The sequence below is a fragment of the Methylobacterium oryzihabitans genome, from assembly GCF_004004555.2.
Lineage (GTDB): Bacteria > Pseudomonadota > Alphaproteobacteria > Rhizobiales > Beijerinckiaceae > Methylobacterium > Methylobacterium oryzihabitans.
In genome coordinates, this window is sequence record NZ_SACP01000001.1 from 408626 (window position 1) to 429969 (window position 21344).

21 protein-coding genes are annotated in these 21344 nt (G+C 71.3%); 5 read left to right on the forward strand and 16 right to left on the reverse strand.

All coding sequences use genetic code 11. The features are described 5' to 3' along the window. The first annotated feature begins 188 nt into the window (after positions 1-188). Complete coding sequence (locus EOE48_RS01900; RefSeq protein ID WP_127727068.1) at positions 189-518, forward strand: DUF1476 domain-containing protein; 330 nt, start codon at positions 189-191, stop codon at positions 516-518. Here EOE48_RS01900 and EOE48_RS01905 read toward each other — a convergent pair whose 3' ends face one another. The 11 genes from EOE48_RS01905 to EOE48_RS01955 form a co-directional block, all read right to left on the reverse strand. Then, on the reverse strand, positions 519-2105 hold the full coding sequence (locus EOE48_RS01905) for a SpoVR family protein (protein ID WP_246153894.1): 1587 nt from the start codon (positions 2103-2105) through the stop codon (positions 519-521). It abuts the gene before it with no gap. A 49-nt stretch (positions 2106-2154) separates the two neighbouring features. After that, positions 2155-3465 carry a YeaH/YhbH family protein gene (locus tag EOE48_RS01910; RefSeq protein WP_127727069.1) on the reverse strand — a complete coding sequence of 437 codons (1311 nt, stop codon included), beginning with the start codon at positions 3463-3465 and terminating at the stop codon, positions 2155-2157. Positions 3466-3585: 120 nt separating this feature from the next. Further along, positions 3586-5538, reverse strand: a complete 1953-nt coding sequence (locus tag EOE48_RS01915) for a PrkA family serine protein kinase (protein ID WP_127727070.1) — start codon at positions 5536-5538, stop codon at positions 3586-3588. A gap of 308 nt (positions 5539-5846) precedes the next feature. Next, positions 5847-6272: a 4-aminobutyrate aminotransferase gene (locus EOE48_RS01920; protein WP_127727071.1), complete on the reverse strand. Its 426-nt coding sequence runs from the start codon at positions 6270-6272 to the stop codon at positions 5847-5849. A 211-nt stretch (positions 6273-6483) separates the two neighbouring features. Beyond that, positions 6484-6924, reverse strand: a complete 441-nt coding sequence (locus tag EOE48_RS01925; protein WP_127727072.1) for a hypothetical protein — start codon at positions 6922-6924, stop codon at positions 6484-6486. Between the two features lie 61 nt (positions 6925-6985). Beyond that, complete coding sequence (locus EOE48_RS01930) at positions 6986-7501, reverse strand: MerR family transcriptional regulator (RefSeq protein ID WP_127727073.1); 516 nt, start codon at positions 7499-7501, stop codon at positions 6986-6988. Between the two features lie 23 nt (positions 7502-7524). After that, the gene (locus EOE48_RS01935; RefSeq protein ID WP_127727074.1) at positions 7525-7848 is read right to left on the reverse strand and encodes an integration host factor subunit alpha; all 324 of its coding nucleotides are present in this window, start codon (positions 7846-7848) and stop codon (positions 7525-7527) included. Between the two features lie 114 nt (positions 7849-7962). After that, the gene (locus EOE48_RS01940; protein WP_127727075.1) at positions 7963-8955 is read right to left on the reverse strand and encodes a beta-ketoacyl-ACP synthase III; all 993 of its coding nucleotides are present in this window, start codon (positions 8953-8955) and stop codon (positions 7963-7965) included. A gap of 17 nt (positions 8956-8972) precedes the next feature. After that, positions 8973-10007 carry a phosphate acyltransferase PlsX gene (gene plsX / locus EOE48_RS01945; protein ID WP_127727076.1) on the reverse strand — a complete coding sequence of 345 codons (1035 nt, stop codon included), beginning with the start codon at positions 10005-10007 and terminating at the stop codon, positions 8973-8975. 151 nt (positions 10008-10158) lie between these two features. Further along, the gene (locus EOE48_RS01950) at positions 10159-10665 is read right to left on the reverse strand and encodes a YceD family protein (protein ID WP_127727077.1); all 507 of its coding nucleotides are present in this window, start codon (positions 10663-10665) and stop codon (positions 10159-10161) included. Beyond that, complete coding sequence (locus tag EOE48_RS01955) at positions 10662-11279, reverse strand: ubiquinol-cytochrome C chaperone family protein (protein ID WP_127727078.1); 618 nt, start codon at positions 11277-11279, stop codon at positions 10662-10664. Before EOE48_RS01955 ends, EOE48_RS01950 begins: the two co-directional genes overlap by 4 nt. 201 nt (positions 11280-11480) lie before the next feature. Between EOE48_RS01955 and EOE48_RS01960 the strand changes: the two genes are divergently transcribed. Then, complete coding sequence (locus tag EOE48_RS01960; RefSeq protein ID WP_127727079.1) at positions 11481-11945, forward strand: outer membrane protein assembly factor BamE; 465 nt, start codon at positions 11481-11483, stop codon at positions 11943-11945. Positions 11946-11984: 39 nt separating this feature from the next. Here the strand turns inward: EOE48_RS01960 and mtnA are convergent, their stop codons facing one another. Further along, positions 11985-13082, reverse strand: coding sequence for an S-methyl-5-thioribose-1-phosphate isomerase (gene mtnA, locus EOE48_RS01965; protein ID WP_127727080.1), 1098 nt, complete (start codon positions 13080-13082; stop codon positions 11985-11987). 234 nt (positions 13083-13316) lie between these two features. On the opposite strand from mtnA, the gene EOE48_RS01970 reads away from it, so the two are divergent. Next, positions 13317-13871 (forward strand): sugar O-acetyltransferase, encoded by a 555-nt coding sequence (locus EOE48_RS01970; RefSeq protein WP_127727081.1) that lies wholly within the window; start codon positions 13317-13319, stop codon positions 13869-13871. 356 nt (positions 13872-14227) lie between these two features. Here EOE48_RS01970 and EOE48_RS01975 read toward each other — a convergent pair whose 3' ends face one another. Continuing rightward, positions 14228-14854, reverse strand: coding sequence for a flavin reductase family protein (locus EOE48_RS01975; RefSeq protein WP_127727082.1), 627 nt, complete (start codon positions 14852-14854; stop codon positions 14228-14230). 10 nt (positions 14855-14864) lie between these two features. Next, entirely contained in the window at positions 14865-15428 is a 564-nt protein-coding gene (locus EOE48_RS01980; RefSeq protein WP_127727083.1) for a nitroreductase family protein, read from the reverse strand. Between the two features lie 182 nt (positions 15429-15610). Between EOE48_RS01980 and EOE48_RS01985 the strand changes: the two genes are divergently transcribed. Both EOE48_RS01985 and EOE48_RS01990 read left to right on the forward strand, forming a co-directional pair. Next, the gene (locus EOE48_RS01985) at positions 15611-18100 is read left to right on the forward strand and encodes a YfhO family protein (protein ID WP_127727084.1); all 2490 of its coding nucleotides are present in this window, start codon (positions 15611-15613) and stop codon (positions 18098-18100) included. Then, a complete protein-coding gene (locus tag EOE48_RS01990) occupies positions 18072-19007 on the forward strand; it encodes a hypothetical protein (RefSeq protein ID WP_127727085.1) in 936 nt (311 codons plus the stop codon). Before EOE48_RS01985 ends, EOE48_RS01990 begins: the two co-directional genes overlap by 29 nt. Before the next feature lie 270 nt (positions 19008-19277). On the opposite strand, the gene trhA is transcribed toward EOE48_RS01990, so the two are convergent. Both trhA and EOE48_RS02000 read right to left on the reverse strand, forming a co-directional pair. Further along, complete coding sequence (gene trhA, locus EOE48_RS01995; protein WP_127727086.1) at positions 19278-19991, reverse strand: PAQR family membrane homeostasis protein TrhA; 714 nt, start codon at positions 19989-19991, stop codon at positions 19278-19280. 149 nt (positions 19992-20140) lie between these two features. Then, the gene (locus EOE48_RS02000; RefSeq protein WP_127727087.1) at positions 20141-21235 is read right to left on the reverse strand and encodes a COX15/CtaA family protein; all 1095 of its coding nucleotides are present in this window, start codon (positions 21233-21235) and stop codon (positions 20141-20143) included. Between the last annotated feature and the right edge of the window lie 109 nt (positions 21236-21344).

Genomic DNA, 21344 nt, shown 5'->3' on the forward strand with positions numbered 1-21344 from the left:
CTGCGGGTGCAATCAACGCTGGAAGCCGGCGCCGGTTCGTGGGCCCCTGGGCGGCCGCGCTCACGCCATCGGGATCGGCCACCCGTCGCCGGGTGCTGGTCAGCGGCCGCGATCGGGCGCAACCTCACCTTGTACCGCCGGGACGGTCCGTCGACCGCTTCCCGCGATCCGGAGCATGGAGGCCGGCGATGACGACGCTGTTCGAGGAGCGGGAGCGCGCCTACGAGACCCTGTTCGCCCGCGAGGAGGCCCTGCGCTTCGTGGCCCTGGCCCGGCGCAACAAGCTGGTCGGCGCCTGGATGTGCGAGCAGCTCGGCCTGACCGGCGCGCGGGCGGAGGGCTATTGCCGCTCCCTCGTCGCCGACGGGGTCGGGCGCGCCTCCGACGCCGCGCTGCTCGACCGGCTGCGGACCGACCTCGCGGCGGCCGGCGCCGCCGACCGGATGCACGAGCTGCCGGGCGTGCTCGTCCGCTGCGCCGCGCGCGCCAGCGAGGAGGTCCGCGGCGCGTCGGCGTGATCAGAAGAAGGTCGGGCGGGCGCTGGCGGTGTGCTCCTTGAGCACGGTGCCGGTGGCGGTATCGACCTCCTTCAGCACCACGTCGTAGCCCCACAGGTCGGCGAGGTGCTGGAGCACCCGGGCGGCGTCGTCGCGGTTGAGCAGGACGCGATTGAGCACCTTGTGGTGCACGATCAGCTTGCGGTCGCCCTCCAGGTCGACGTCGACCACCTCGATATCGGGGTCGAGCCACGCGACGTCGTACTGGCGGGCGAAGGCGCGGCGCAGCCGGCGGTAGCCGCGCTCGTCGTGGATCGATTCGACCCGCAACTCCGGCTTGTCGGGATCGTCGGAGACGTGGAACAGCCGCAACTGCCGCATCAGGCGCGGGCTGAGGAACTGGGCGATGAAGCTCTCATCGCGGTAGTTCGCCCAGACGTCGCGCAGCACCTCCATCGGGTCGCCGGAGCCGGCGATGTCGGGGAACCACTCGCGGTCCTCGGCGGTGGGGTCGGTGCAGATGCGCGCGATGTCCTGCATCATCGCGAAGCCGATCGCGTAGGGGTTGTGGCCGCCGTAATGCCGGTCGTCATAGGTCGGCTGGCGGATCACGTTGGTGTGCGATTGCAGGAATTCGAGGTAGGCCGCCTCGTTGATCCGGCCGGTCTCGCTCAGCCGGCTCATGATCCGATAGTGGCTGTAGGTCGCGCAGCCCTCGTTCATCACCTTGGTCTGGCGCTGCGGGTAGAAATACTGCGCGACGTGGCGGACGATGCGCAGGATCTCGCGCTGCCAGGGGCGCAGGCGCGGGGCCACCTTCTCCAGGAAGTAGAGGATGTTCTCCTGCGGCAGTTCCAAGAGGGCGCGGCGGCGCTCGGCGGAGAGGTCCGCCTTGCCGGCGGCCGCCTTGGCCGGCAGCGTGCGCCAGAGGTCGTTGTAGATCCGCTCCCGGTGCTCCTCGCGCTCGCGCTCGCGGCGCTGCTCGGAGGACAGGTCGGGCCGCTTCTTGCGCGGGTAGCGGTGGACGCCCTGGTTCATCAGCGCGTGGGCGGCATCGAGCACCGCCTCGACCGCGCCGTGGCCGTAGCGCTCCTCGCAGCGCGTGATGTAGCGCTTGGCGAAGTCGAGATAGTCGAGGATGCCCTCGGCATCCGTCCACTGGCGGAAGAGATAGTTGTTCTTGAAGAAGTGGTTGTGGCCGAAGGCGGCGTGCGCGATGACCAGCGTCTGCATCGTCGCCGTGTTCTCCTCCATGATGTAGGAGATGCACGGGTCCGAGTTGATGACGATCTCGTAGGCCAGCCCCATCAGGCCGCGGCGGTAGCCGGCCTCGTGCTGGGCGAAGTGCTTGCCGAACGACCAGTGCTTGTAGAACAGCGGCATGCCGATCGACGCATAGGCGTCGAGCATCTGCTCGGCGGTGATGATCTCGATCTGGTTCGGGTACCAGCTCAGGCCCAGTTCCGGCCCGGCCACCGCCTCGCAGGCGTCGTGGATCCGCCGGATGGTGTCGAAGTCCCAGTCGTTGCCGGAGAACAGCAGTCCGGACCCGTCGATCAGGGCCGGGGCTGCGGGGGTCGCCACGCCCGCGGGGAAGGCTGGACTCATCGGGCCTCGCATCGTGTCAGGGTCGGAGCATCCGGCGCGCGCCCGGCTCTCAGGGCGACGCGGCCTCCTGCCCGGCCTTGCGGGAAAACAGTTCGCGGAACACCGGGTAGATGTCCCGGCGGTGGTTGACCTTGCGCATCGCCAGCGTCGAGTCGCCCTTCGAGACCGGCTCGTAGGTGCGCCACAGGGTGGTGCGGTGCTCGACGAAGCCGGCGCGCGGGCCGCCCTCGTCGCCGACCTCGAGATAGGCGAAGTACTGGCACGCCGGCAGGATCGCCGAGCGCAGCAGGTTCTGCGCCGTCGGCCCGTCGCTCGACACGTTGTCGCCGTCGGACGCCTGCGCGGCGTAGATGTTCCAGTCCTCGGGGTTGTAACGCTCGGCGACGATGCGCTTCATCTCGACCAGGGCCGAGGAGACCAGCGTCCCGCCGGTCTCGCGCGAGCCGAAGAAGGTCTCCTCGTCGACCTCCTTAGCGTGGTCGGTGTGGCGGATGAACACGATCTCGACATGCTTGTAGCGACGGACCAGGAAGATGTGCAGCAGGATGTAGAACCGCTTGGCGAGGTCCTTCATGTGCTCGGTCATCGAGCCCGACACGTCCATCAGGCAGAACATCACCGCCTGGGCGACCGGCCGCGGATAGGGCTCGAAGCGGCGGTAGCGCAGGTCGATCGGGTCGACGTAGGGGATGCGCTGGCTGCGGGTGCGCAGCCGCTCGACCTCGGCCCGGAGTTCGGCCACGGCAGGGCCGTCCGGCTCCTGCGTTTCCAGGGCCTTCAGTTCGGCTTCGAGCGCCGCCATCTCCTCCGCCTTCGGTCGCTTGAGGGCGATGCGGCGCGACAGCGAGTTGCGCAGGGTGCGGGTCAGGGCGAGGTTCGCCGGCGAGCCGGTGACGGTGTAGCCGGCCCGGCGCAGGGCCTCGGTCTCCACCACCGCGAGGCGGCGCTTGGCGAGGTCGGGCAGTTCGAGGTCGTCGAGGAAGAGTTCGAGGAACTCCTCGCGGGTGAGGACGAAGCGGAACGAATCCTCGCCGCCCTCGCCGCCGTCCCCGGCCTGCCCCCCTCCCCTGCCGCCGGACCCGCCCGGCGGGCGCTCGATCGTGTCGCCCTCGACGTAGGTCTTGTTGCCCGGGAGGATGTGGTCCTGGATCCCGGTGCCGGGGGCGCGGGAGAATTTCGGCTCGCGGACGCCGTCGGCTGGCACCGTGACGTTGCCGTCCTTGCCGAGGTCGCGGATGTCACCGTCGCGGGCGGCCTCGCGGACCGCGCGCTGGGCGACGTCCCGCACCCGGCGCAGGAAGCGCTGCCGGTTCGCGAGGCTCTTGCCGCCGGGATTGAGGCGCCGATCGATTATGTGCATCAGACTCACGCTTCCCGATCACGCCATCATACCGTTTCGCGGTGTCCTGGCCACTGGCTGCGTGCGGCCGTCGTGTCCGGGAAGAGGAGCCCCCGCGGCAGGACCGCGGGGGCGGCCCGGTCAGCCCGCCTGCTTGACGCGCATGTACCATTCGACCAGCCGGCGCACCTGGCGCTCGGTGTAGCCGCGGTCGCGCATGCGGTCGACGAACTCGCCGTGCTTCTTCTCGGTGTCGCTGTCCTTCTTCGAACCGAACGAGATCACCGGCAGCAATTCCTCGACCTGGGAGAACATCCGGCGCTCGATCACCTCGCGGATCTTCTCGTAGGAGGTCCAGGACGGGTTGCGCCCGCCGTGCTGGGCCCGCGAGCGCAGGGCGAACTTGACGACCTCGTTGCGGAAGTCCTTCGGGTTGGCGATGCCCGCCGGCTTCTCGATCTTGGTCAGCTCCTGGTTCAGGAGTTCGCGGTTGAGCAGCTGCCCGGTCTCCGGGTCCTTGAAGTCCTGGTCCTCGATCCAGGCATCGGCGTAGTCGATGTAGCGATCGAACAGGTTCTGGCCGTAGTCGTGGTAGGATTCGAGATACGCCTTCTGGATCTCGTGGCCGATGAACTCGGCGTAGCGCGGCGCCAGCTCGCCCTTGATGAATTCGAGGTAGCGCTTCTCGGTCTCGGGCGGGAGCTGCTCGCGGCGCAGCGACTGCTCCAGCACGTACATCAGGTGGACCGGGTCGGCCGAGACCTCGGTGGTGTCGTGGTTGAAGGTCGCCGCCATGACCTTGAAGGCGAAGCGGGTCGAGATCCCGTCCATGCCCTCGTCGACGCCGGCGGTGTCCTTGTATTCCTGCATCGAGCGGGCGCGGGGATCGACCTCGCGCAGCGACTCGCCGTCATAGACCCGCATCTTGGAGAACAGGTTCGAGTTGGCGTGCTCGCGCAGGCGCGACAGCACCGAGAACCGCGCCAGCATCTCCAGCGTGCCCGGCGCGCACGGCGCCCGCGACAGCTCGGAGCCGGAGACCAGCTTCTCGTAGATCCGCTGCTCCTCGGTGACGCGCAGGCAGTACGGCACCTTGATGACGTAGATGCGGTCGATGAAGGCTTCGTTGTTCTTGTTCGTCTTGAAGCTCTGCCACTCGGCCTCGTTCGAGTGGGCGAGGATGATGCCGGAGAACGGGATCGCGCCGATGTTCTCGGTGCCGACGTAGTTGCCCTCCTGCGTCGCGGTGAGCAGGGGGTGCAGCATCTTGATCGGCGCCTTGAACATCTCGACGAATTCGAGAACGCCCTGGTTCGCCCGGTTGAGGCCGCCCGAGTAGGAATAGGCGTCGGGATCGGCCTGGCTCAGGGTCTCGAGCTTGCGGATGTCGACCTTGCCGACGAGGGACGAGATGTCCTGGTTGTTCTCGTCGCCGGGCTCGGTCTTGGCGATGCCGATCTGGCGCAGGCGCGACGGGTTGATCTTGACGACCTTGAACCGCGAGATGTCGCCGCCGAACTCGTCGAGGCGCTTGAGGCACCACGGGCTCATCAGGCCGGTGAGGCGCCGGCGCGGGATGCCGAACCGCTCCTCCAGGGTCGGCCCCATCGTCTCGGGGTCGAACAGCACCAGCGGGCTCTCGAAGACCGGGCTCAGCTCGTTGCCGGCCTTCAGGACGTAGATCGGATGGACCTCCATCAGGGCCTTGAGCCGCTCGGCGAGGGACGACTTGCCGCCGCCGACCGGACCGAGCAGGTAGAGGATCTGCTTGCGCTCCTCGAGACCCTGGGCGGCGTGGCGGAAGAACGACACGATCCGCTCGATCGTCTCCTCCATGCCGTAGAATTCCGAGAAGGCCGGGTAGATCCGGATCGTCCGGTTCATGAACACACGGCCGAGCCGCTGGTCACGCGCCGTATCGACGAATTCCGGCTGTCCGATCGCATCGAGGATGCGCTCGGGCGCGCTCGCGTACATCAAGGGATTGTCGCGGCACGCCTCGAGATACTCGGACAGAGACAGCTCCGATTCGCGGCGCGCCTCGTAGCTGCGGGCAAAGGACTGAAACAGGTCGCTCGCTGACGGCATTGGCATTCCGAACCCTCACGACATCGCCAGGATCATCCTGTCCCGCCTCGGATGCAATCGATATCCCCATGTTTGTCGCAGTGCGGCAGGCCGCCCGGGGGATGTGACAGCCGCTTCCACGGCCGCCGGACGCTGCGGAAGTCGGTGGCCGGCCGGGGCGCCGGGAAAAAGTGTTAGGTTCGTCAACGCGAAGCGCCGCGCAGGGTTCCGGTTGTGTCGAAAACACCACATCCGGCGGCGGCGTCGCATCGGGGCATTCCGCGGACCGCCGCGCTGTCGTAGGACGCCCGGTCGTGCCGGGCGCCCTGCCGCCGTCACAGGTCGGTGGTGTCCTTCTTGTCGCCGCCGGCCCCTCCGACCTTCAGCCTGATCGTCTGGGTGACGGTGTTGCCGTCGGCGCCCTTGATCTCGACCGTCACCTCGTCGGTGCCGTTGAAGCCGGCCTTGCTCTCGTAGAACAGCGCCTGGACCTGGGCCTCGGCGTTTGGGCAGCGGTAGGTCGGGGGCGTCTTCATCTTGCCGGCGCGCTGGATCAGGGCGCCGTTCTTCGGCGGCGCGGTGACCTTCACCTCCGGCTGCGGGCCGAGCGAGCAGTCCTTCTTGAGGTTCGGCACCGCGACGATGCGGACCTGCTTGCCGGGGGCGACCGAGTGCTCCCGGACCTTGGCGTCCTGAGCCAGGGCCGGCGCGGCCAGGAGGGCGGCGGCGAGGGCGAGGGACAGACGGGGGCTGCGGATCATCGATGGTCTCTCCAGGTCTCCCGGTCGGGGAGGTCTCCCGGTCGGGAGGCCCGGCGCATGTGGGGAGCGGCCCCGCCCGCGTCGAGGGCCGGCACCTGCCGCCGACGCGCCTGGAGTTCAGTGCAGCGCCAGCATGATGAACAGGCTGAGGAGGCCGATCACCGCCACGCCCGCGAGCCAGATCCAGTAGGCCCGTCCCTCGACCGGATAGTCACCGAACATCGCCGTCTCCCGCCGATTGCAGCACCGCCATCACGGCGCCGGTCACCCGGGCGATCTGGGCCGCGGTGAACTCACCCGCCAGGGCGGTGCCGAGCCCCACCTCGATCCGCGCGCGCTCGCCGGCGTCGCCGATCGGGTCGGCCGGGATGTCGCCCTCGTTCAGGCGGCAGGCGGCCTTGATGGTGTCGGCGGCCCGGCGCAGGGTCTCGCGCTGGTCCGGGGTCATGTCCCAGAGCGGGTTGCGCAGCCGGGCGATCACACGCCGGGCGTCGCGGTAGTCGCGATCGACCGCCGTCATCGCCTCGATCTGGCTGACGAGCAGCACCAGTTCGAGCACGTCGGCCGTCGCTTCCGGGCAGGTGCGCACGACGCGCATCAGCCGGGCGATCAACTGGGTCGTCGGAGACGCGTGTCGGGAGGGAGCGGCCATGGCCCTCCAACGCGCGAAACGGCGAAGAGGTCCCTGAACCTTGCGTCAGGCGACGTTCACATCAACCGCCGGGCCCGGCGTCCGGTTCCGTGGCGGTCCCGTCCTCGTTCTCCGGCACCCTCAGTTCCCGCAGCCGGTCGCGGCACGCCTTCAGCTCGCGCAGGGCGGACGACAGGGCGGCGCGGTCGGCGCGGGACAGGCGCGGCGCCGCCCCGGGCTCCGGCTCGGCATCGGTGAAGGCGGCCGGCGCGACCTGCTCGCCGCGCCCGACCGCCTGGACGAAGCGCATGCCGCGCTCGCGCAGGATGCGCTGGACGCCGCGGATCGTGTAGCCCTGGCCGTAGAGGAGCCGGCGGATGCCCTGGAGCAGTTCGACGTCGTCGGGCCGGTAGAAGCGCCGGTTGCCGCCGCGCTTGACCGGCCGGATCTGGCTGAACCGGGTCTCCCAGAACCGCAGGACGTGCTGGGGCAGGTCGAGGTCGAGGGCGACCTCGCCGATGGTGCGGAACGCCTCCGGGGACTTGAGGTCGGGCGGCCGGTCCCCGCCGGGCGGGTCGGGGGTCGCGAGGCGCGTCATCGGCCGGCCCTCCCCGCGCCCGCTCAGGCGTCGTCGACCTCGTCGTCGCCGGCGCTGCCGCCGTTGATCCGGGCCTTGAGCACGTTCGAGGGCTTGAACACCATCACGCGGCGCGGCTCGATCGCGACCTCGACCCCGGTCTTGGGGTTGCGGCCGACGCGCTTGCCCTTGTCGCGCACCACGAAGGAGCCGAACGAGGACAGCTTCACCGTCTCGCCGGAGGCGAGGCAGGCGCAGATCTCCGACAGCACGGTCTCGACCAGGGCGGCCGACTCGGTCCGCGACAGGCCGACCTGCTGATAGACGGCCTCGGTCAGGTCGGCCCGCGTGACCGTCTTGCCTGCCATTCCGCTCTCCCCCGGGTGTCGTCGTTGCCGTGTATGTCTCTGATCGCGCACGCTAATCGGCGGCGGGAGCGGGGTCAACCGCCGCCCGCGCGATCGCACCCGGTTTGTGTCGGGTCACCAGCGGATCAGCGCGCTGCCCCAGGCGAAGCCGCCGCCGATCGCCTCGATCATCACGAGGTCGCCGCGGGTGATGCGCCCGTCGCGGCAGGCGGCGTCGAGGGCGAGCGGGATCGAGGCCGCCGAGGTGTTGCCGTGCCGGTCGACGGTGAGCACCACCTTGTCGCGGGCGATGCCGAGCTTGTCGGCCGAGGCCTCGATGATGCGGCGGTTGGCCTGGTGGGGCACGAACCAGTCGAGGTCGTCGGCGGTGGTGCCGGTGGCCGCGAACGCCTCGCTGATGACGTCGGTGACCGAGCCGACGGCGAAGCGGAACACGTCCTTGCCGATCATCCGGAGCTTGCCGGTGGTGCCGGTCGAGCCGGGGCCGCCGTCGACGTAGAGCTTGTCGCGGTAGCGCCCGTCCGAGCGCAGGTGGCTGGTGAGCACGCCGCGGTCGCCGGAATGGCCCTGGCCCTCCTGCGCTTCCAGCACGATCGCCCCGGCGCCGTCGCCGAACAGCACGCAGGTGGTGCGGTCCTCCCAGTCGAGCAGGCGCGAGAACGTCTCGGCCCCAACCACGAGGGCGCGCCGGAACGTCCCCGTGGACAGGAACTTGTCGGCGGTGGCGACCCCGTAGACGAAGCCGGCGCAGACCGCCTGGAGGTCGAACGCCGCCCCGCCGGAGATGCCGAGCCCGTGCTGGATCTGGGTCGCGGTCGACGGGAAGGTGTGGTCGGGCGTCGAGGTGGCGCAGACCACGAGGTCGATCGTCGCCGGATCGATGTCGGCGTCGGCGAGCGCCGCCCGCGCCGCCCGGATCCCGAGGACCGAGGTGGTCTCGTCCGGGCCGGCGATGTGGCGCTGGCGGATGCCGGTGCGCTGGACGATCCACTCGTCGGTGGTCTCGACCCGGGCGGCGAGGGCGTCGTTGGTGACGACATCGCGCGGCAGGTACGAGCCGCAGCCCCGCACCACGGAGCGCAGGCGGGGCGTGGGACCGCGGGTCATGACGGGTATCCTCCCCTTCACGCCGACGTCGCGGCCGGCGTGGCGTCGAGCATGTCGCGGATCGTCCGCATCAGGTCGTGGCGGGCCATGTCGTGGGCGATGTCGATGGCGCTGGCGAAGCCCTCCGGGCTCGCCGAGCCGTGGCTCTTGATGACGATGCCCTCGAGCCCGAGAAAGACGCCGCCATTGGCCCGGCTCGGGTCCATCTTCGCCTTCAGGGCGTCGAAGGCGCCGCGGGCGAACAGGTAGCCGATCTTCGCCATCAGCGTCCGGCCCATCGCGCCCTTGAGGTACGCGGCGATCTGCTTGGCGGTTCCCTCGGCGGTCTTGAGGGCGATGTTGCCGGTGAAGCCCTCGGTCACGACCACGTCGGTGGTGCCCAGGCCGAGATCGGTGCCCTCGACGAAGCCGTGGTAGCTCAGGTTCGGCAGGTCGGATTCGCGCAGGAGGCGGGCCGCCTCCTTCACCGCCTCGTTGCCCTTCATCTCCTCGGTGCCGACGTTGAGCAGGCCGACGGTCGGCCGGTCGAGGTCGAACACGATCCGGGCCATGGCCGAGCCCATCAGCGCCATGTCGACGAGGTGGGAGGCGTCGGTGCCGATGGTGGCGCCGACGTCGAGCACGACGCTCTCGCCGCGCACCGTCGGCCACAGGCAGGCGATGGCCGGGCGCTCGATCGGCGCCATCATCTTGAGGCAGATCTTCGACATCGCCATCAGGGCGCCGGTGTTGCCGGCCGAGACCGCCGCGTCGGCCTCGCCGTCGCGCACCGCCTGGATCGCCTTCCACATCGAGGACTTGCCGCGCCCGGCACGCACCGCCTGGCTCGGCTTGTCGTCCATGCGCACGGCGAGCGGCGCGTGGCGGATCTCGACGCCGTCGCGTAGGCGCGGCTCGGCGGCGACGAGCGGCGCCAGCACCGCCTCGTCGCCGACCATCAGGAACGTGGTGTCAGGGTGACGCTCGCGGGCGATCGCCGCACCGGGCACGACCGTCGCGGGGCCGTGGTCGCCGCCCATCGCGTCGAGCGAGATGCGCACTCTCTGGGACATGGAAATGTCGGACGATCCTGCCTTGGGGCGCCTGCACCCGGCGCGCTGCGCGGCCCGGGGCCGCCGCGCGGCGGAAAATAGCGATGCCGGCCCGGGCCGCAAACGAAATCTGCAAGCGGAATCCGAAAGCTTCGGGTCGGCGGCCCCCTGTTCACTCCTTGGCGTCGCGCAATGCCTGCAGGCCGGCGAAGGGGTGCTCGTCGGCCTCCTCGGCCGCCGGCTCGAAGGCGACGCCGGGCTTGCGCGGGTAGGGATCGAGCCCGAGCGCCAGGAACTCGGCGGTGAGGCTGCCGAGGTCGACGCGGCCGTTGACGATCGGGTCGGGCATCTCGGCGTCCTCGGCGGCGGTGCCCGCGAAGGCGTCGGCGGCCGAGAAGTCGACGTCGACCTCCTCCGACATCGTGGTGTCGAACGGCTCCAGCGTGACGACGCAGGTCTGCGACAGGGCGGCCTCGACCCGGCCGGTGACCTGGAGCCGGTGCAGCGAGCCGGACAGGCGGAACCGGCCGGTGAGGCTGCGGATGGCGGGAAGGCCGAAATCGCGCGCGAGCGCGTCGCGCTCCTCCTGCGTCGCCTCGACGACGATGTCCTGGCCCGAGCGGATCGCCTTCTCGACGAGGACCGGACGGGAGAGCGGGCCGATGGTGTCGGGTGTCATGGGGCGCCTCCTGAGCGGGGTGCGGCGGGGCGGAACCCGGCCGGATCGGGCAGGACCGGCCCGTCGGCCAGCAGCCGGTCGAGGCCGGCCCGGCCGCCGGGGGCCGACAGCGCCCGGTCGGCGGCGGCGACATAGGCGGCGAGCTCCCGTCCGGCCTCCGGGTCGTCCCGGCCGAGCACATTGCGGGCGAGCGCGAGAGCAAGGGCGGCCCCGTCGCCGGCGTCGAGCGGGCCGTCATAGGCGTTCGCGCGGCCGTAGAACGCCTGCGCGAGCTTCTTCATCCGCTTCGAGACCCCCATGTCGCCGACGCCGAGTTCGCGCAGCGAGGCGTCGAGTTGCGAGAAGACCGAGTTGACGAGGTCCTGGGCGATGTCGGCGGCCGGCGGCGGCAGGCGCCGCAGGGCGCGCAGCACCAGCACGACGTGCAGGCACAGGGCTTCGAACCGGCCCTCGACCGTGTCGGGCACGCCGAGGTCGGTGTAGAGGGCCGGCACCCGCGAGGCGGCGTTGATGCGCACGTGCAGCGCCTCGATGACCCGGCGGCGCGCCGCTTCCTCGCGCCGGAACAGGCTACCGAAATGCAACGGGCCTCCGGGTTTGAACAGGGCGATCATGGATCTCCGCCGGGTGACGTCAGGGGGTTGAGAGACCGGCCCGGGAGCCCGCGCGGGGCGCCTCGCGCGCCGCCGGACCGCGGCCCACGGCCGGGTGCGGCCCCGAGCTTGGCCGTGCCTTGCCAAAGCCACAACCCCGGGGTACGGCAGCCGCGGGTTCCGGCGCAAGGCCGCCGTCCGTTGGGTTTTCCGGGATTTGCGATGCCGCGCCGCTTCAGCCGTCCGCTCCTTCGCCTCGCCGCCGCCGGCCTGCTCGGGCTGTCGGCCGCCGGCTGCGTGATCGGCGAGGAGTTCCGCCACGGCTACGTCATCGACGAGGCCGCGGTCGCCCAGGTCAAGCCCGGCATCAGCGCCGAACAGGTGCTCCAGCTCCTCGGCACCCCCAGCACGGTGTCCACCGTCGGCAACAAGTCCTGGTACTACATCAGTCAGAACACCAAGCGCACCGTGATGTTCCTCGGCGAGCGCCAGCAGGACCAGCGCGTGCTGGCGGTCTATTTCAACCAGGGCTTCAAGGTCGAGCGCGTCGCGATCTACGGCGAGCAGGACGGCCGGGTGTTCGACTTCATCTCGCGCACCACCCCGACCAGCGGCGGCGAGCAGGCGTTCCTCGGCCAGCTCCTGCGCGGCCTGACCCGGTTCGAGCCGTTCCGCAACGCGCAGTAACGCTACGGGGGCCTCCCGGCGAGGCCCCCGCTCCCCGGCTCAGGCGGCGCGGCGGCGCTCGGGATAGAGGCCCAGCAAGCCCTCCGGCGTCGCCGGTGCCACACCCCGCTCGGTGACGAGGCCGGTGACGAGGCGCGCCGGCGTCACGTCGAAGGCCGGATTGGCCACCGGGCTGCCGGGCGAGACCACCTCCACCGTGGCGAAGCCGCCATCCGCCGTGCGGCCGGTGAGATGCGTGACCTCGCGGGCATCCCGCTCCTCGATCGGGATGCCGGCGACCCCGTCCTCCAGCGTCCAATCGATGGTCGAGAACGGCAGCGCGGCATAGAACGGCACGCCGTTGTCGCGGGCGGCGAGCGCCTTGAGGTAGGTGCCGATCTTGTTGCAGACGTCGCCGGTCGCGGTGGTGCGGTCGGAACCGACGATGCAGAGGTCGACCCGGCCGTGCTGCATCAGGTGGCCGCCGGCATTGTCGGCGACGACGGTGTGCGGCACGCCGTGGGCGTTGAGCTCGAAGGCGGTCAGCGCCGCGCCCTGGTTGCGCGGCCGGGTCTCGTCGACCCAGACATGGACCGGCACCCCGGCATCGTGCGCGACGTAGATCGGCGCCAGCGCCGTCCCCCAGTCGACCGTGGCGAGCCAGCCGGCGTTGCAGTGGGTGAGCACGTTCACCGGCCCGGCCTTGGCCTTCGCGGCGTCCGCGATCAGCCGCGCCCCGTGCTCGCCGATCGCCCGGCAGCTCGCCACGTCCTCCTCGGCGATGCGGCCGGCCTCGGCGAAGGCGGCCCCGGCCCGCAGGCGCGGCTCCAGGCCGCGGAGATTCGCACTCACCCGCGCCAGCGCCCAGGCGAGATTGACCGCGGTCGGGCGGGTGGCGGTGAGGCGGCGCACCGCCCCGTCGAGGTTGGGGTCCGACGAATCCTCCCGCATCGCCAGCGCGAGGCCGTAGGCGGCGGTGACGCCGATCAGCGGCGCGCCGCGCACGATCATCGTGCGGATCGCGACGGCTGCGTCCTGCTCGCTGCGCAGGAGACGCGTCTCGACGGCGAAGGGCAGGCGGGTCTGGTCGATCACCAGCACGCCCTCGCCGTCCGGCGCGGGGGTGATGGTGCGGGTGGGGCGGCCGTCGATGTTCATGGCGGGCTCGGGACGGATGGCGGGAAAGATGGCCGGTCTCCTACCACGGACGACGGCGCGGGGGAGCCGGGTCCCCTTGCAGCCGCCCGCCCGCGCGGCATGTGACACGGAATCCGGACGATCCGTTCCGGATTCCGTGTCACCAGCCCGCGCGGCGCTTGAGCGAAGTCGAAATCCGCATTGCGAGGCAATCAATCGGATTTCGCATGAGGGCGGGCGGCAGGAAGGACCCCGATGAAGACCCAGAAGCAGAAGATGCTGGCCGGCGAGTTGTACGTCGCCGACGATCCCGAACTGGCCGAGGACAACCGGCGCATCTCGGCGTGGCTCGACCGCTACAACGCGACCAGCACCCTGTCGCAGCCGGAGCGTCAGGCGCTGCTGGCCGAGGCGTTCGCGCGGGTCGGCGACGGCTGCAACATCCGCCCGCCCTTCCACTGCGACTACGGCTTCAACATCAGCCTCGGCCGCGGCGTGTTCCTGAACTTCAACTGCTGCATCCTCGACGTGGTCGCGGTGTCGATCGGCGACATGACCCAGATCGGTCCGGGCGTGCAGATCCTCACCGCCGACCACCCGCGCGACCCGGCGCAGCGCCGGCAGATGCTCGAATTCGGCCGGCCGATCGTCATCGGGGCGAATGTCTGGATCGGCGGCGGCGCGATCATCCTGCCCGGCGTCACCATCGGCGACGATGCGATCATCGGCGCGGGCAGCGTCGTCACCCGCGACGTGCCGCCGGGCGGCATCGCGGTCGGCAACCCGGCCCGGCTGCGGATGCCGGGCTGAAACAGACACGGGGTCGGCTCCGCGATGTCGTCACGCTCGCGGCAAGTCATTAGCGCTTGCTCGCCGGCTTGGCCGTCACTCGGGATGGATCGGGGCGCCGGTCTTCTGCACCCTTTGCTCCCGACGAAGACGACTTTCGCCGTGGCGCGTCTCCCCTCTCCCGAGTGGGAGAGGGGCCGGGGGTGAGGGTGGCTCGGGGTCAGAATAAAGCGTCAACGGTTGAGCTGTGCGGCTCGAGGCTTGGTGCTTGATCCTGAACCGTCTCCACCCTCACCCCTACCCCTCTCCCACTCGGGAGAGGGGATCCCGCGCTTGACAATTCAGCCGAAAATCAACGACTTGACGCACGTTTCGACTTAGGCCCGCGGCGCGTCGCCCCCGCCGGCCGGGCGGCGCATCTCGAAGCGGTTCTCCGGCTCGACCGTGAAGTAGTCGAAATAGCCGCCGCGCATGATCGGCCGCATCGCCCCGGTATCGACCCGGCCCTCCGCGGTGACGAAGCGGTCGTCGATGTAGATCGACACCACCTGCCCGATCACCAGGAAGTACGACGCCTCGCCGCCGCCGAGCGGCACCATCGGGATCGTCTGGAGCCATTTGCATTCGAGGGCGGCGGGCGAGGCCGCGACGCGGGGCGGGCGCACCATCCGCGACGGCGCGGTCTCAAGCCCGGCGAAGTCGAACTCGCTCTCGCCCCGCGGCAGCGGCGCCGAGGACAGGTTCATCCCGTCCTTCAGGGCGTGGGTGGCGAGGCTGCACACGAACTCGCCGCCCTCCTCGGCGAAGGCCAGCGCGTCCTTGCGGCCGAAGGACGAGAACGCGACCATCTCGGGATTGTCGGCGACGCCGTTGAAGAACGAGTACGGCGACAGGTTGAGCCGGCCGTCCTTGGCCATCGCGCTGACCCAGCCGATCGGCCGCGGCGCCACCAGGGCCTTGAACGGGTTGTGCGGCAGGGTGCGGTTCTGCGCGTCGTAGTGCATCGCGGTGCCTCTAGAAGCGGGTGACGATCTCGGCGAGGTCGGGCCGCGGGCGGTCGCTCGGCACCTCGTCGGCGCGGCCGACATGGACGAAGCCGGCGAGGCGCTCGGCGGGCGACAGGCCCAGCGCATCGAGGATGCGCCGGTCGTAGGCCATCCACTCGGTGAGCCAGGAGGTGCGGTAGCCGAGCGCGTTGGCCGCCACCACGAGGTTCATCGCCGCCGCGCCGGCGGAGAGCACCTGCTCCCATTCGGGAATCTTCGGGTGCGGGCCCGCCCGCGACACCACCGCGATCACCAGCGGCGCCCGCGTCACCCGGGCGCCCTCGGCCTCGAGCCGCGCGGCGTCGGCTCCCGGGTTGTCGGCGGCGTAGGTCTCGGCGACGAGGCGGGCGAGGCGCTGCGCCCCCTCCCCCGCGATGACGACGAAGCGCCAGGGCGCGAGCTTGCCGTGGTCGGGCACGCGGGCGGCGGCGCGCAGGATCGCGTCGAGATCCGCCTCGTCCGGGCCGGGGCCCGACAGCATCGGCGGCGGCACCGAGCGGCGGCTGCGCAGCAATTCGAGGGTTGCGTTCATCGGGCCTTCAGTGCCGTGGCTTAAGGGAAGCACAGCCGATTCCTGACGAAATCGGTCCGGGCCCCGGGGGTCGGCCATAGAGCCGTCACTCTCGGGCGCCAGGGCCACACAGATAGGCACCGGTCCCCCGGCTTGGCAATCGCGTCCCCGTCGGGCGCCCGGGGCAGCGTTGAGGCTCGACCATGCGGGGCTTGTTCTCGTCGTTCCGCTCGCCGGCCGCGGCCACCGCCGCGCCGCCGCTCCCCCATGCCTGGACGGCGCGGGACCTCTGGCTCGCGCTCGCCGCGGTGCTGCTGTTCTGGGCGGCGGCCGCGGCGGCCTGGCCGCTCGCCGGCGCGGTGGTGCCCTGGGATTCCAAGAACCACTTCTACCCGATGCTGCGCTATCTGGGGCTGGCGCTGGCCAACGGCGAATTGCCGCTCTGGAACCCCTACCATTTCGGCGGTCACCCCTCCGTCGCCGACCCGCAATCGCTGCTGTTCACCCCGACCATGCTGCTGTTCGCGTGGCTCGACCCGTCGCCGTCGATGGAACTGTTCGACGCGGTGGTGTTCGCCCACCTGCTGCCCGGGGCGGTCGCGACCCTGCTGCTGTTCCGCCGCCGGTCCTGGCACCCGGCCGGGGCGGTGGTGGCCGCGATGGTGTTCGTTCTCGGCGGCTCGGCCTCGGCCCGGCTCCAGCACACCGGGATGATCCTCTCCTACGGCTACTTCCCGCTCGCCCTGTGGCTGCTGGAGGAGGCGCTGGCGGATCCCGCGCGCCGGGCCCGCGCCTACGGCTTCGGCCTCGCCTTCGCGGCGGTGGCGGCGCTGATGACGGTCGGGCGCGATCAGGTCGCGTTCCTGTGCGGCTTCACCCTCATCGCGGTGCCGGTCTACGCGGCCGCGACCGATCCGCGTCCCCTCGCCTACCTGCGGGCGCGCCTCGGCGTTCTGCTGGCCATGGCGGTGGTGGGGGGCGCCCTGCTGGCGGTGCCGTCGCTGCTGACCATGCAGTTCCTGATGACCTCGACCCGGCCGGCCTTCGGCTACGGCGCCGCCGCCATGGGGTCGCTGCCGCCGGCGAGCCTCGCCACCGGCCTGTTCGCCGACGTGTTCGGCTCCCTGCGCTGGACCTACGATTACTGGGGGCCGGACTGGGCCTCGCTCGACGGCGGCACCTGGACCGACCGGGCGATCAACTACCTGTTCGCCGGCACCCTGCCGGCCGTGCTGATCCTCTGGCACGGGCTCGCCGGCGGCCGCCTGTTCGCCCGCGAGATCCGCCCGGCCCTGCTGCTCCTCGCCGCGGCGATCCTCTACGCGCTCGGCCGCTACACCCCGGTCTTCGCGCCGATCTTCGACCACGTGCCCGGGGTCGACCTCTACCGCCGCCCGGCCGACGCGACCTTCGTCGTCAACATCGCCCTCGCCTCCCTCGCCGGCTACCTCGTCCACCGCTACGTGCAGGAGGGCGCACCGCGGCTGCCCGCCGGCTGGGGCCGGGTCCTGCCGCTCCTCGCCGTCGCGACCGTGCTCGCGCTGCTCATCGGCGCCTACGGCTTCGCCGCCAGGGCCCACCACCTGCGCGATTCCCTGCGCGACGTGCTGGTCGGCTCCGGGATCGCCGCCGCGCTGGTGGTCGCGCTGTGGCGCGGCTGGCCGTCGTCGCGGGCGAGCCTGTCGCGGGCGGTCGCCGCCCGCGGGCTCGTCGCGGCCTTGCTGGTCTGCGCCACCGGCGCCGAGCTGATCTGGCGCAACGCCGCCTCCTCGCTCAACGCTGAGCCGGCCGGCCGCTACGCGGTGTTCAGCCGCCTGCCGCCCGAGCAGCTCCAGGGCCTCGCGGTGCTGAAGGCCGAACTGGATTCCCGCCACCAGAAGGGCGAGCACCCGCGGGTCGAGATCCTCGGCCTCGGCGGCGCGTGGCAGAACGCCTCGATGGTGCTCGGGCTCGAGGACACGATCGGCTACAACCCGCTGCGGCTCGCCGATTACGAGCGCGCCGTCGGCCCGGGCGAGAACGCCGCCGACCCCAACCTGCGCCAGTTCCCGGGCCTGTTTCGCGGCTACCGCTCGCGCCTCGCCAGCCTGCTCGGCCTCGAATACCTCGTCCTCGACCGGCCGGCCTCGCGCCTGCCGAAGCACTTCCCGCAGCTCACCGGCGCCACCCTGCTCTACGGCTCGGGCCAGATGTGGGTCTACCGCCTCGACCCGGCCCGGCCGCGGGCCTACCTCGCCACCCGGCTGGTGCCGGTGGAATCCGAGAGCGTGCTGTCGCAGGACGAGCTGCCGGAATTCGAGGGCAACGACACCGCCCTTGTCGACCAGGACAGCCTGCCGAAGCTCAAGGGCGATTACGGCGTGACGAACCCCGGCGCCGCGATCGCGCCGGCAAGGGCAAGCGCGACGATCCTCGCCTATCGCCGCAATGTCGTCACGCTGGAGGTCGAGAGCGACCGCGACGGCGTGCTGGTGCTGCACGACCTGTACTATCCGGGCTGGGAGGCGCGGGTCGACGGCGTCAAGCGGCCGATCCTGCGCACCAACCTGCTGTTTCGCGGCGTCGAGGTGCCGGCGGGCCGTCACGTGGTGGAGTTCCGGTTCCGGCCGCTCTCGGTCGACAACCTGATGGCGGCGGCGGGCGAGCTCCTGGCGAGGGACGAGGATGACACGGGCGGGACGACGGTTCGGTAGGGTGGCGCGGAGCGCCGCACTGGTCCTCGCGGCGCTGCCGGCCGGCGCCGTCGCGGCGCCCACCCTGTCGCCTCCGCCCGCGCCCACCGTGACCCAAGCCCCGCTGCCACAAGTCCCGCCGCCGCAGGTCTCGCCGCCGGCGCCGGTGCCCGACGCCGCCCTGTCCCTGCGGGCGGTGCTGACGGGCGAGGGCCGGCCGATCCGCGGCGGGCTGTCGTGGCGCATCTACGAGGATCGCGGCGAGTCCGGGCGCCCGGTGATCCTCGCCCGCTCGACCGACGCCCAGCCGAGCTTCCGCCTGCCGCCGGGCAACTACCTCGCCAGCGTCACCTACGGCTTCGTCAGCACCTCGAAGCGGGTCGCCCTCGGGCCCGGCGGCGCGGCCGAGCAGTTGACGGTCCAGGCCGGGGCGCTGCGCCTCGCCGGCGCGGTCGGCGACGTGCGGATCCAGCCGGCCCAACTCGCCTTCTCGGTCTTCGTGCCGATCGGCAGCAACCCGGAAGGGCGCCTCGTGCGCGAGGGGATCAAGGCTGGCGAGATCATCCGCCTGCCCGAGGGCACCTATCACGTCGTCTCGACCTGGGGCGATTCCAACGCGATCCAGCGCGCCGACCTGAAGGTCGAGAACGGGCGCATCACCGACGCGACGCTCAACCACCGCGCCGCCACCGTGACCCTCAAGCTCGTCGCGGCGCCCGGCACCGAGGCGTTCGCCGGCACCGCCTTCAGCGTGCTGACGCCGGGCGGCGACACCATCCGCGAGGCGATCGGCGCCTTCCCGCAGGTGACGCTCGCGGAGGGCGAGTACCAGCTCATCGCCCGCCACGAGGGCAAGGTCTACACCCAGGACTTCAAGGTCGAGAGCGGCGTCGACCGCGACATCGAGGCGATCGCCAAGGATCCGTGACCGTTTTCGTGCCTCACAAGCCTGCTCGACTCGTGATCTCAAGCATACCCGCCCCTTTCCCGGGCGCATGCAGCGCCAGCGGAATGCGACCCGGGATCCAGCACAAGACGTCGCGAAGCGTCTATATAGGGCGACAGCGCTGTCAGGCTGAGCCGCTTCGCGGCACATCTGACGTCTGGATCCCGAATCTCCTTCCGCTGACGCTCCGGTCGCCCGGGAAAAGGGCGCTTCGCGCGGCACGTACTATGAAACAACTGCGCAGATGGCTGCTCACGCCGCCACGTCGATGACGCTGCAGAACACCGCACCGTAATGACAGGCGGCGGCCGCGAGCACGAAGCCGTGCCAGATCGCGTTCTGGAACGGCAACCCGCGCCAGACGTGGAAGATCACCCCGGCGGAGTAGAGCAGGCCGCCGGCGGCGAGCAGCCACAGGGCCGGGGTCGACAGCGCGGCGATCACCGAGGGATAGGCCATCAGGCCGCTCCAGCCGAGGGCGAGGTAGAGGCCGATCGCGAGCCGGTCGAAGCGTCCCGGCAGCGTCAGCTTCACCAGCGCCCCGGCCGTCGCCACGAGCCAGATTCCGGCGAGCAGCCAGACCGCGAAGCCGCTGCCGACCAGCGCCACCAGGGGCGTGTAGGTGCCGGCGATCATCAGGAAGATCGTGGCGTGGTCGGCCCGGCGCAGCAGCCACTTGCGCCGCCCGATCGGCCACATGTTGTAGGCCGCCGAGACCGACAGCATCGCCACGAGGCCGGCGGCGTAGACCGCCACCGCCGCCGTCTCGGTCGCCGCGAGGCCGCTGAGCAGCGTGCTGGCGACCAGCACCAGGGCCCCGACGACGCCGAGCGACACGCCGACGACGTGGACGGCACCGTCCGCCAGGAGTTCGGGCCGGGTGTAGGACCAGTTGAGGGACAGCGGCCTGCCGTCCGCCGCGAAGAGCGGGACGGGCCCCGGAAGGGCGTGGTCGCGAACCTGCATGCCGTCCTCCGCGCGCCAGCGTGGCCGGCGCCCCGGGGCGGGGACGGCCTCCGCTTCAACGGAAGTTAAGGGAGGCGAGCTGAACGGCAACCGACCGGAACCGGGGCGGGATGCCGCCCCCGGCGGGGCGGAGCCCCCGCCCCGCACGCTCACGCGGCGGGAGCGGTCCGGCTCAGCCGGGCATGGGCCACCGCCATGCCGAGGACCAGCATCGCGGTGACCTGATGCAGCAGGCCGGCCCAGAGCGGCACGGCCAGCAGCAGCGTGGTGATGCCGACGAGGGCCTGGACGACCACGAGGCCGAGGATGCCGGCGGCACGCCTGCCAGCCCGGTCGCCCGGCGCCGCGCGGCGGGCGTCGAGCCAGTGCAGCAGGGCGGCGGCGAGCAGCGCATAGGCGACGAGGCGGTGGTTGAGCTGCACCAGCGCGACGTTGTCGAAGAAGTTCTCGATCCACGGCGTGCCGGCGAACAGGGTCGAGGCCGGCGGGATGACCGCGCCGTCCATCAGCGGCCAGGTGTTGTAGGTCAGGCCGGCCTTGGAGCCGGCGACGAGGCCGCCGAGTGCGATCTGGAGCAGCACCAGCGGCACCAGCGCGAGGGCGGCCGTCTTCAGACGCGCCGGCAGGGCGCCTCCGGCGCGGTCGCGGCCCAGCCCCGCGGCGAGCCAGATCAGCCCGGCATAGATCGCGCTGGCCAGGGTGAGATGGATCGCGAGCTTGACCGGCGCCACCGCGGTCATGCCGGGCTGGAGACCCGACGCCACCATGATCCAGCCGACCGCCCCCTGGAGGCCGCCGAGCAGCCCGAGCCCGAGCAGCCCGAGGGCGAGGCGGCGGTCGATCCGGCCGCGCCACCAGAACCACAGGAACGGCACGAAGAACGCGAAGCCGATCACCCGGCCGAGCAGGCGGTGGCCCCACTCCCAGGCGTAGATGAACTGGAAGTCCGACAGGCTCATCCCCTCGTTGAGGAGTTGGTACTGCGGCGTCGCCCGGTACTTGGCGAATTCCTGCGCCCACGCCTCGGCCGAGAGCGGCGGGATCGCGCCGGTCACCGGCTTCCACTCGGTGATCGACAGCCCGGATCCGGTGAGCCGGGTCGCCCCGCCCACCGCCGCCATCGCCACCACGAGGGCCGCGAGGGTGTAGAGCCAGATCTTGACGGCCCGGTGCGCCCGCGGCGCGGCCTCGGCTCGGAAACCGGCGGCGGCCGGCGCTCGGGGTGTCAGGACGGCGGTGGTCATGGGCGGGGCTCTACCGCGCCGGCGCGCGACTGGGAACGGCCGCGGAATGACGCACCGGATCCCCAAAGCAGATTTCGCACAAGTGGCTGCCGGTTTTGCGGCAAAAATC

Coding starts and splice junctions, on each gene's coding strand:
- EOE48_RS01900 (WP_127727068.1), top strand. CDS start 189: ATGACGACGCTGTTCGAGGAGCGGGAGCGCGCCTACGAGACCCTGTTC.
- EOE48_RS01905 (WP_246153894.1), bottom strand. CDS start 2,105: ATGAGTCCAGCCTTCCCCGCGGGCGTGGCGACCCCCGCAGCCCCGGCC.
- EOE48_RS01910 (WP_127727069.1), bottom strand. CDS start 3,465: ATGCACATAATCGATCGGCGCCTCAATCCCGGCGGCAAGAGCCTCGCG.
- EOE48_RS01915 (WP_127727070.1), bottom strand. CDS start 5,538: ATGCCAATGCCGTCAGCGAGCGACCTGTTTCAGTCCTTTGCCCGCAGC.
- EOE48_RS01920 (WP_127727071.1), bottom strand. CDS start 6,272: ATGATCCGCAGCCCCCGTCTGTCCCTCGCCCTCGCCGCCGCCCTCCTG.
- EOE48_RS01925 (WP_127727072.1), bottom strand. CDS start 6,924: ATGGCCGCTCCCTCCCGACACGCGTCTCCGACGACCCAGTTGATCGCC.
- EOE48_RS01930 (WP_127727073.1), bottom strand. CDS start 7,501: ATGACGCGCCTCGCGACCCCCGACCCGCCCGGCGGGGACCGGCCGCCC.
- EOE48_RS01935 (WP_127727074.1), bottom strand. CDS start 7,848: ATGGCAGGCAAGACGGTCACGCGGGCCGACCTGACCGAGGCCGTCTAT.
- EOE48_RS01940 (WP_127727075.1), bottom strand. CDS start 8,955: ATGACCCGCGGTCCCACGCCCCGCCTGCGCTCCGTGGTGCGGGGCTGC.
- plsX (WP_127727076.1), bottom strand. CDS start 10,007: ATGTCCCAGAGAGTGCGCATCTCGCTCGACGCGATGGGCGGCGACCAC.
- EOE48_RS01950 (WP_127727077.1), bottom strand. CDS start 10,665: ATGACACCCGACACCATCGGCCCGCTCTCCCGTCCGGTCCTCGTCGAG.
- EOE48_RS01955 (WP_127727078.1), bottom strand. CDS start 11,279: ATGATCGCCCTGTTCAAACCCGGAGGCCCGTTGCATTTCGGTAGCCTG.
- EOE48_RS01960 (WP_127727079.1), top strand. CDS start 11,481: ATGCCGCGCCGCTTCAGCCGTCCGCTCCTTCGCCTCGCCGCCGCCGGC.
- mtnA (WP_127727080.1), bottom strand. CDS start 13,082: ATGAACATCGACGGCCGCCCCACCCGCACCATCACCCCCGCGCCGGAC.
- EOE48_RS01970 (WP_127727081.1), top strand. CDS start 13,317: ATGAAGACCCAGAAGCAGAAGATGCTGGCCGGCGAGTTGTACGTCGCC.
- EOE48_RS01975 (WP_127727082.1), bottom strand. CDS start 14,854: ATGCACTACGACGCGCAGAACCGCACCCTGCCGCACAACCCGTTCAAG.
- EOE48_RS01980 (WP_127727083.1), bottom strand. CDS start 15,428: ATGAACGCAACCCTCGAATTGCTGCGCAGCCGCCGCTCGGTGCCGCCG.
- EOE48_RS01985 (WP_127727084.1), top strand. CDS start 15,611: ATGCGGGGCTTGTTCTCGTCGTTCCGCTCGCCGGCCGCGGCCACCGCC.
- EOE48_RS01990 (WP_127727085.1), top strand. CDS start 18,072: ATGACACGGGCGGGACGACGGTTCGGTAGGGTGGCGCGGAGCGCCGCA.
- trhA (WP_127727086.1), bottom strand. CDS start 19,991: ATGCAGGTTCGCGACCACGCCCTTCCGGGGCCCGTCCCGCTCTTCGCG.
- EOE48_RS02000 (WP_127727087.1), bottom strand. CDS start 21,235: ATGACCACCGCCGTCCTGACACCCCGAGCGCCGGCCGCCGCCGGTTTC.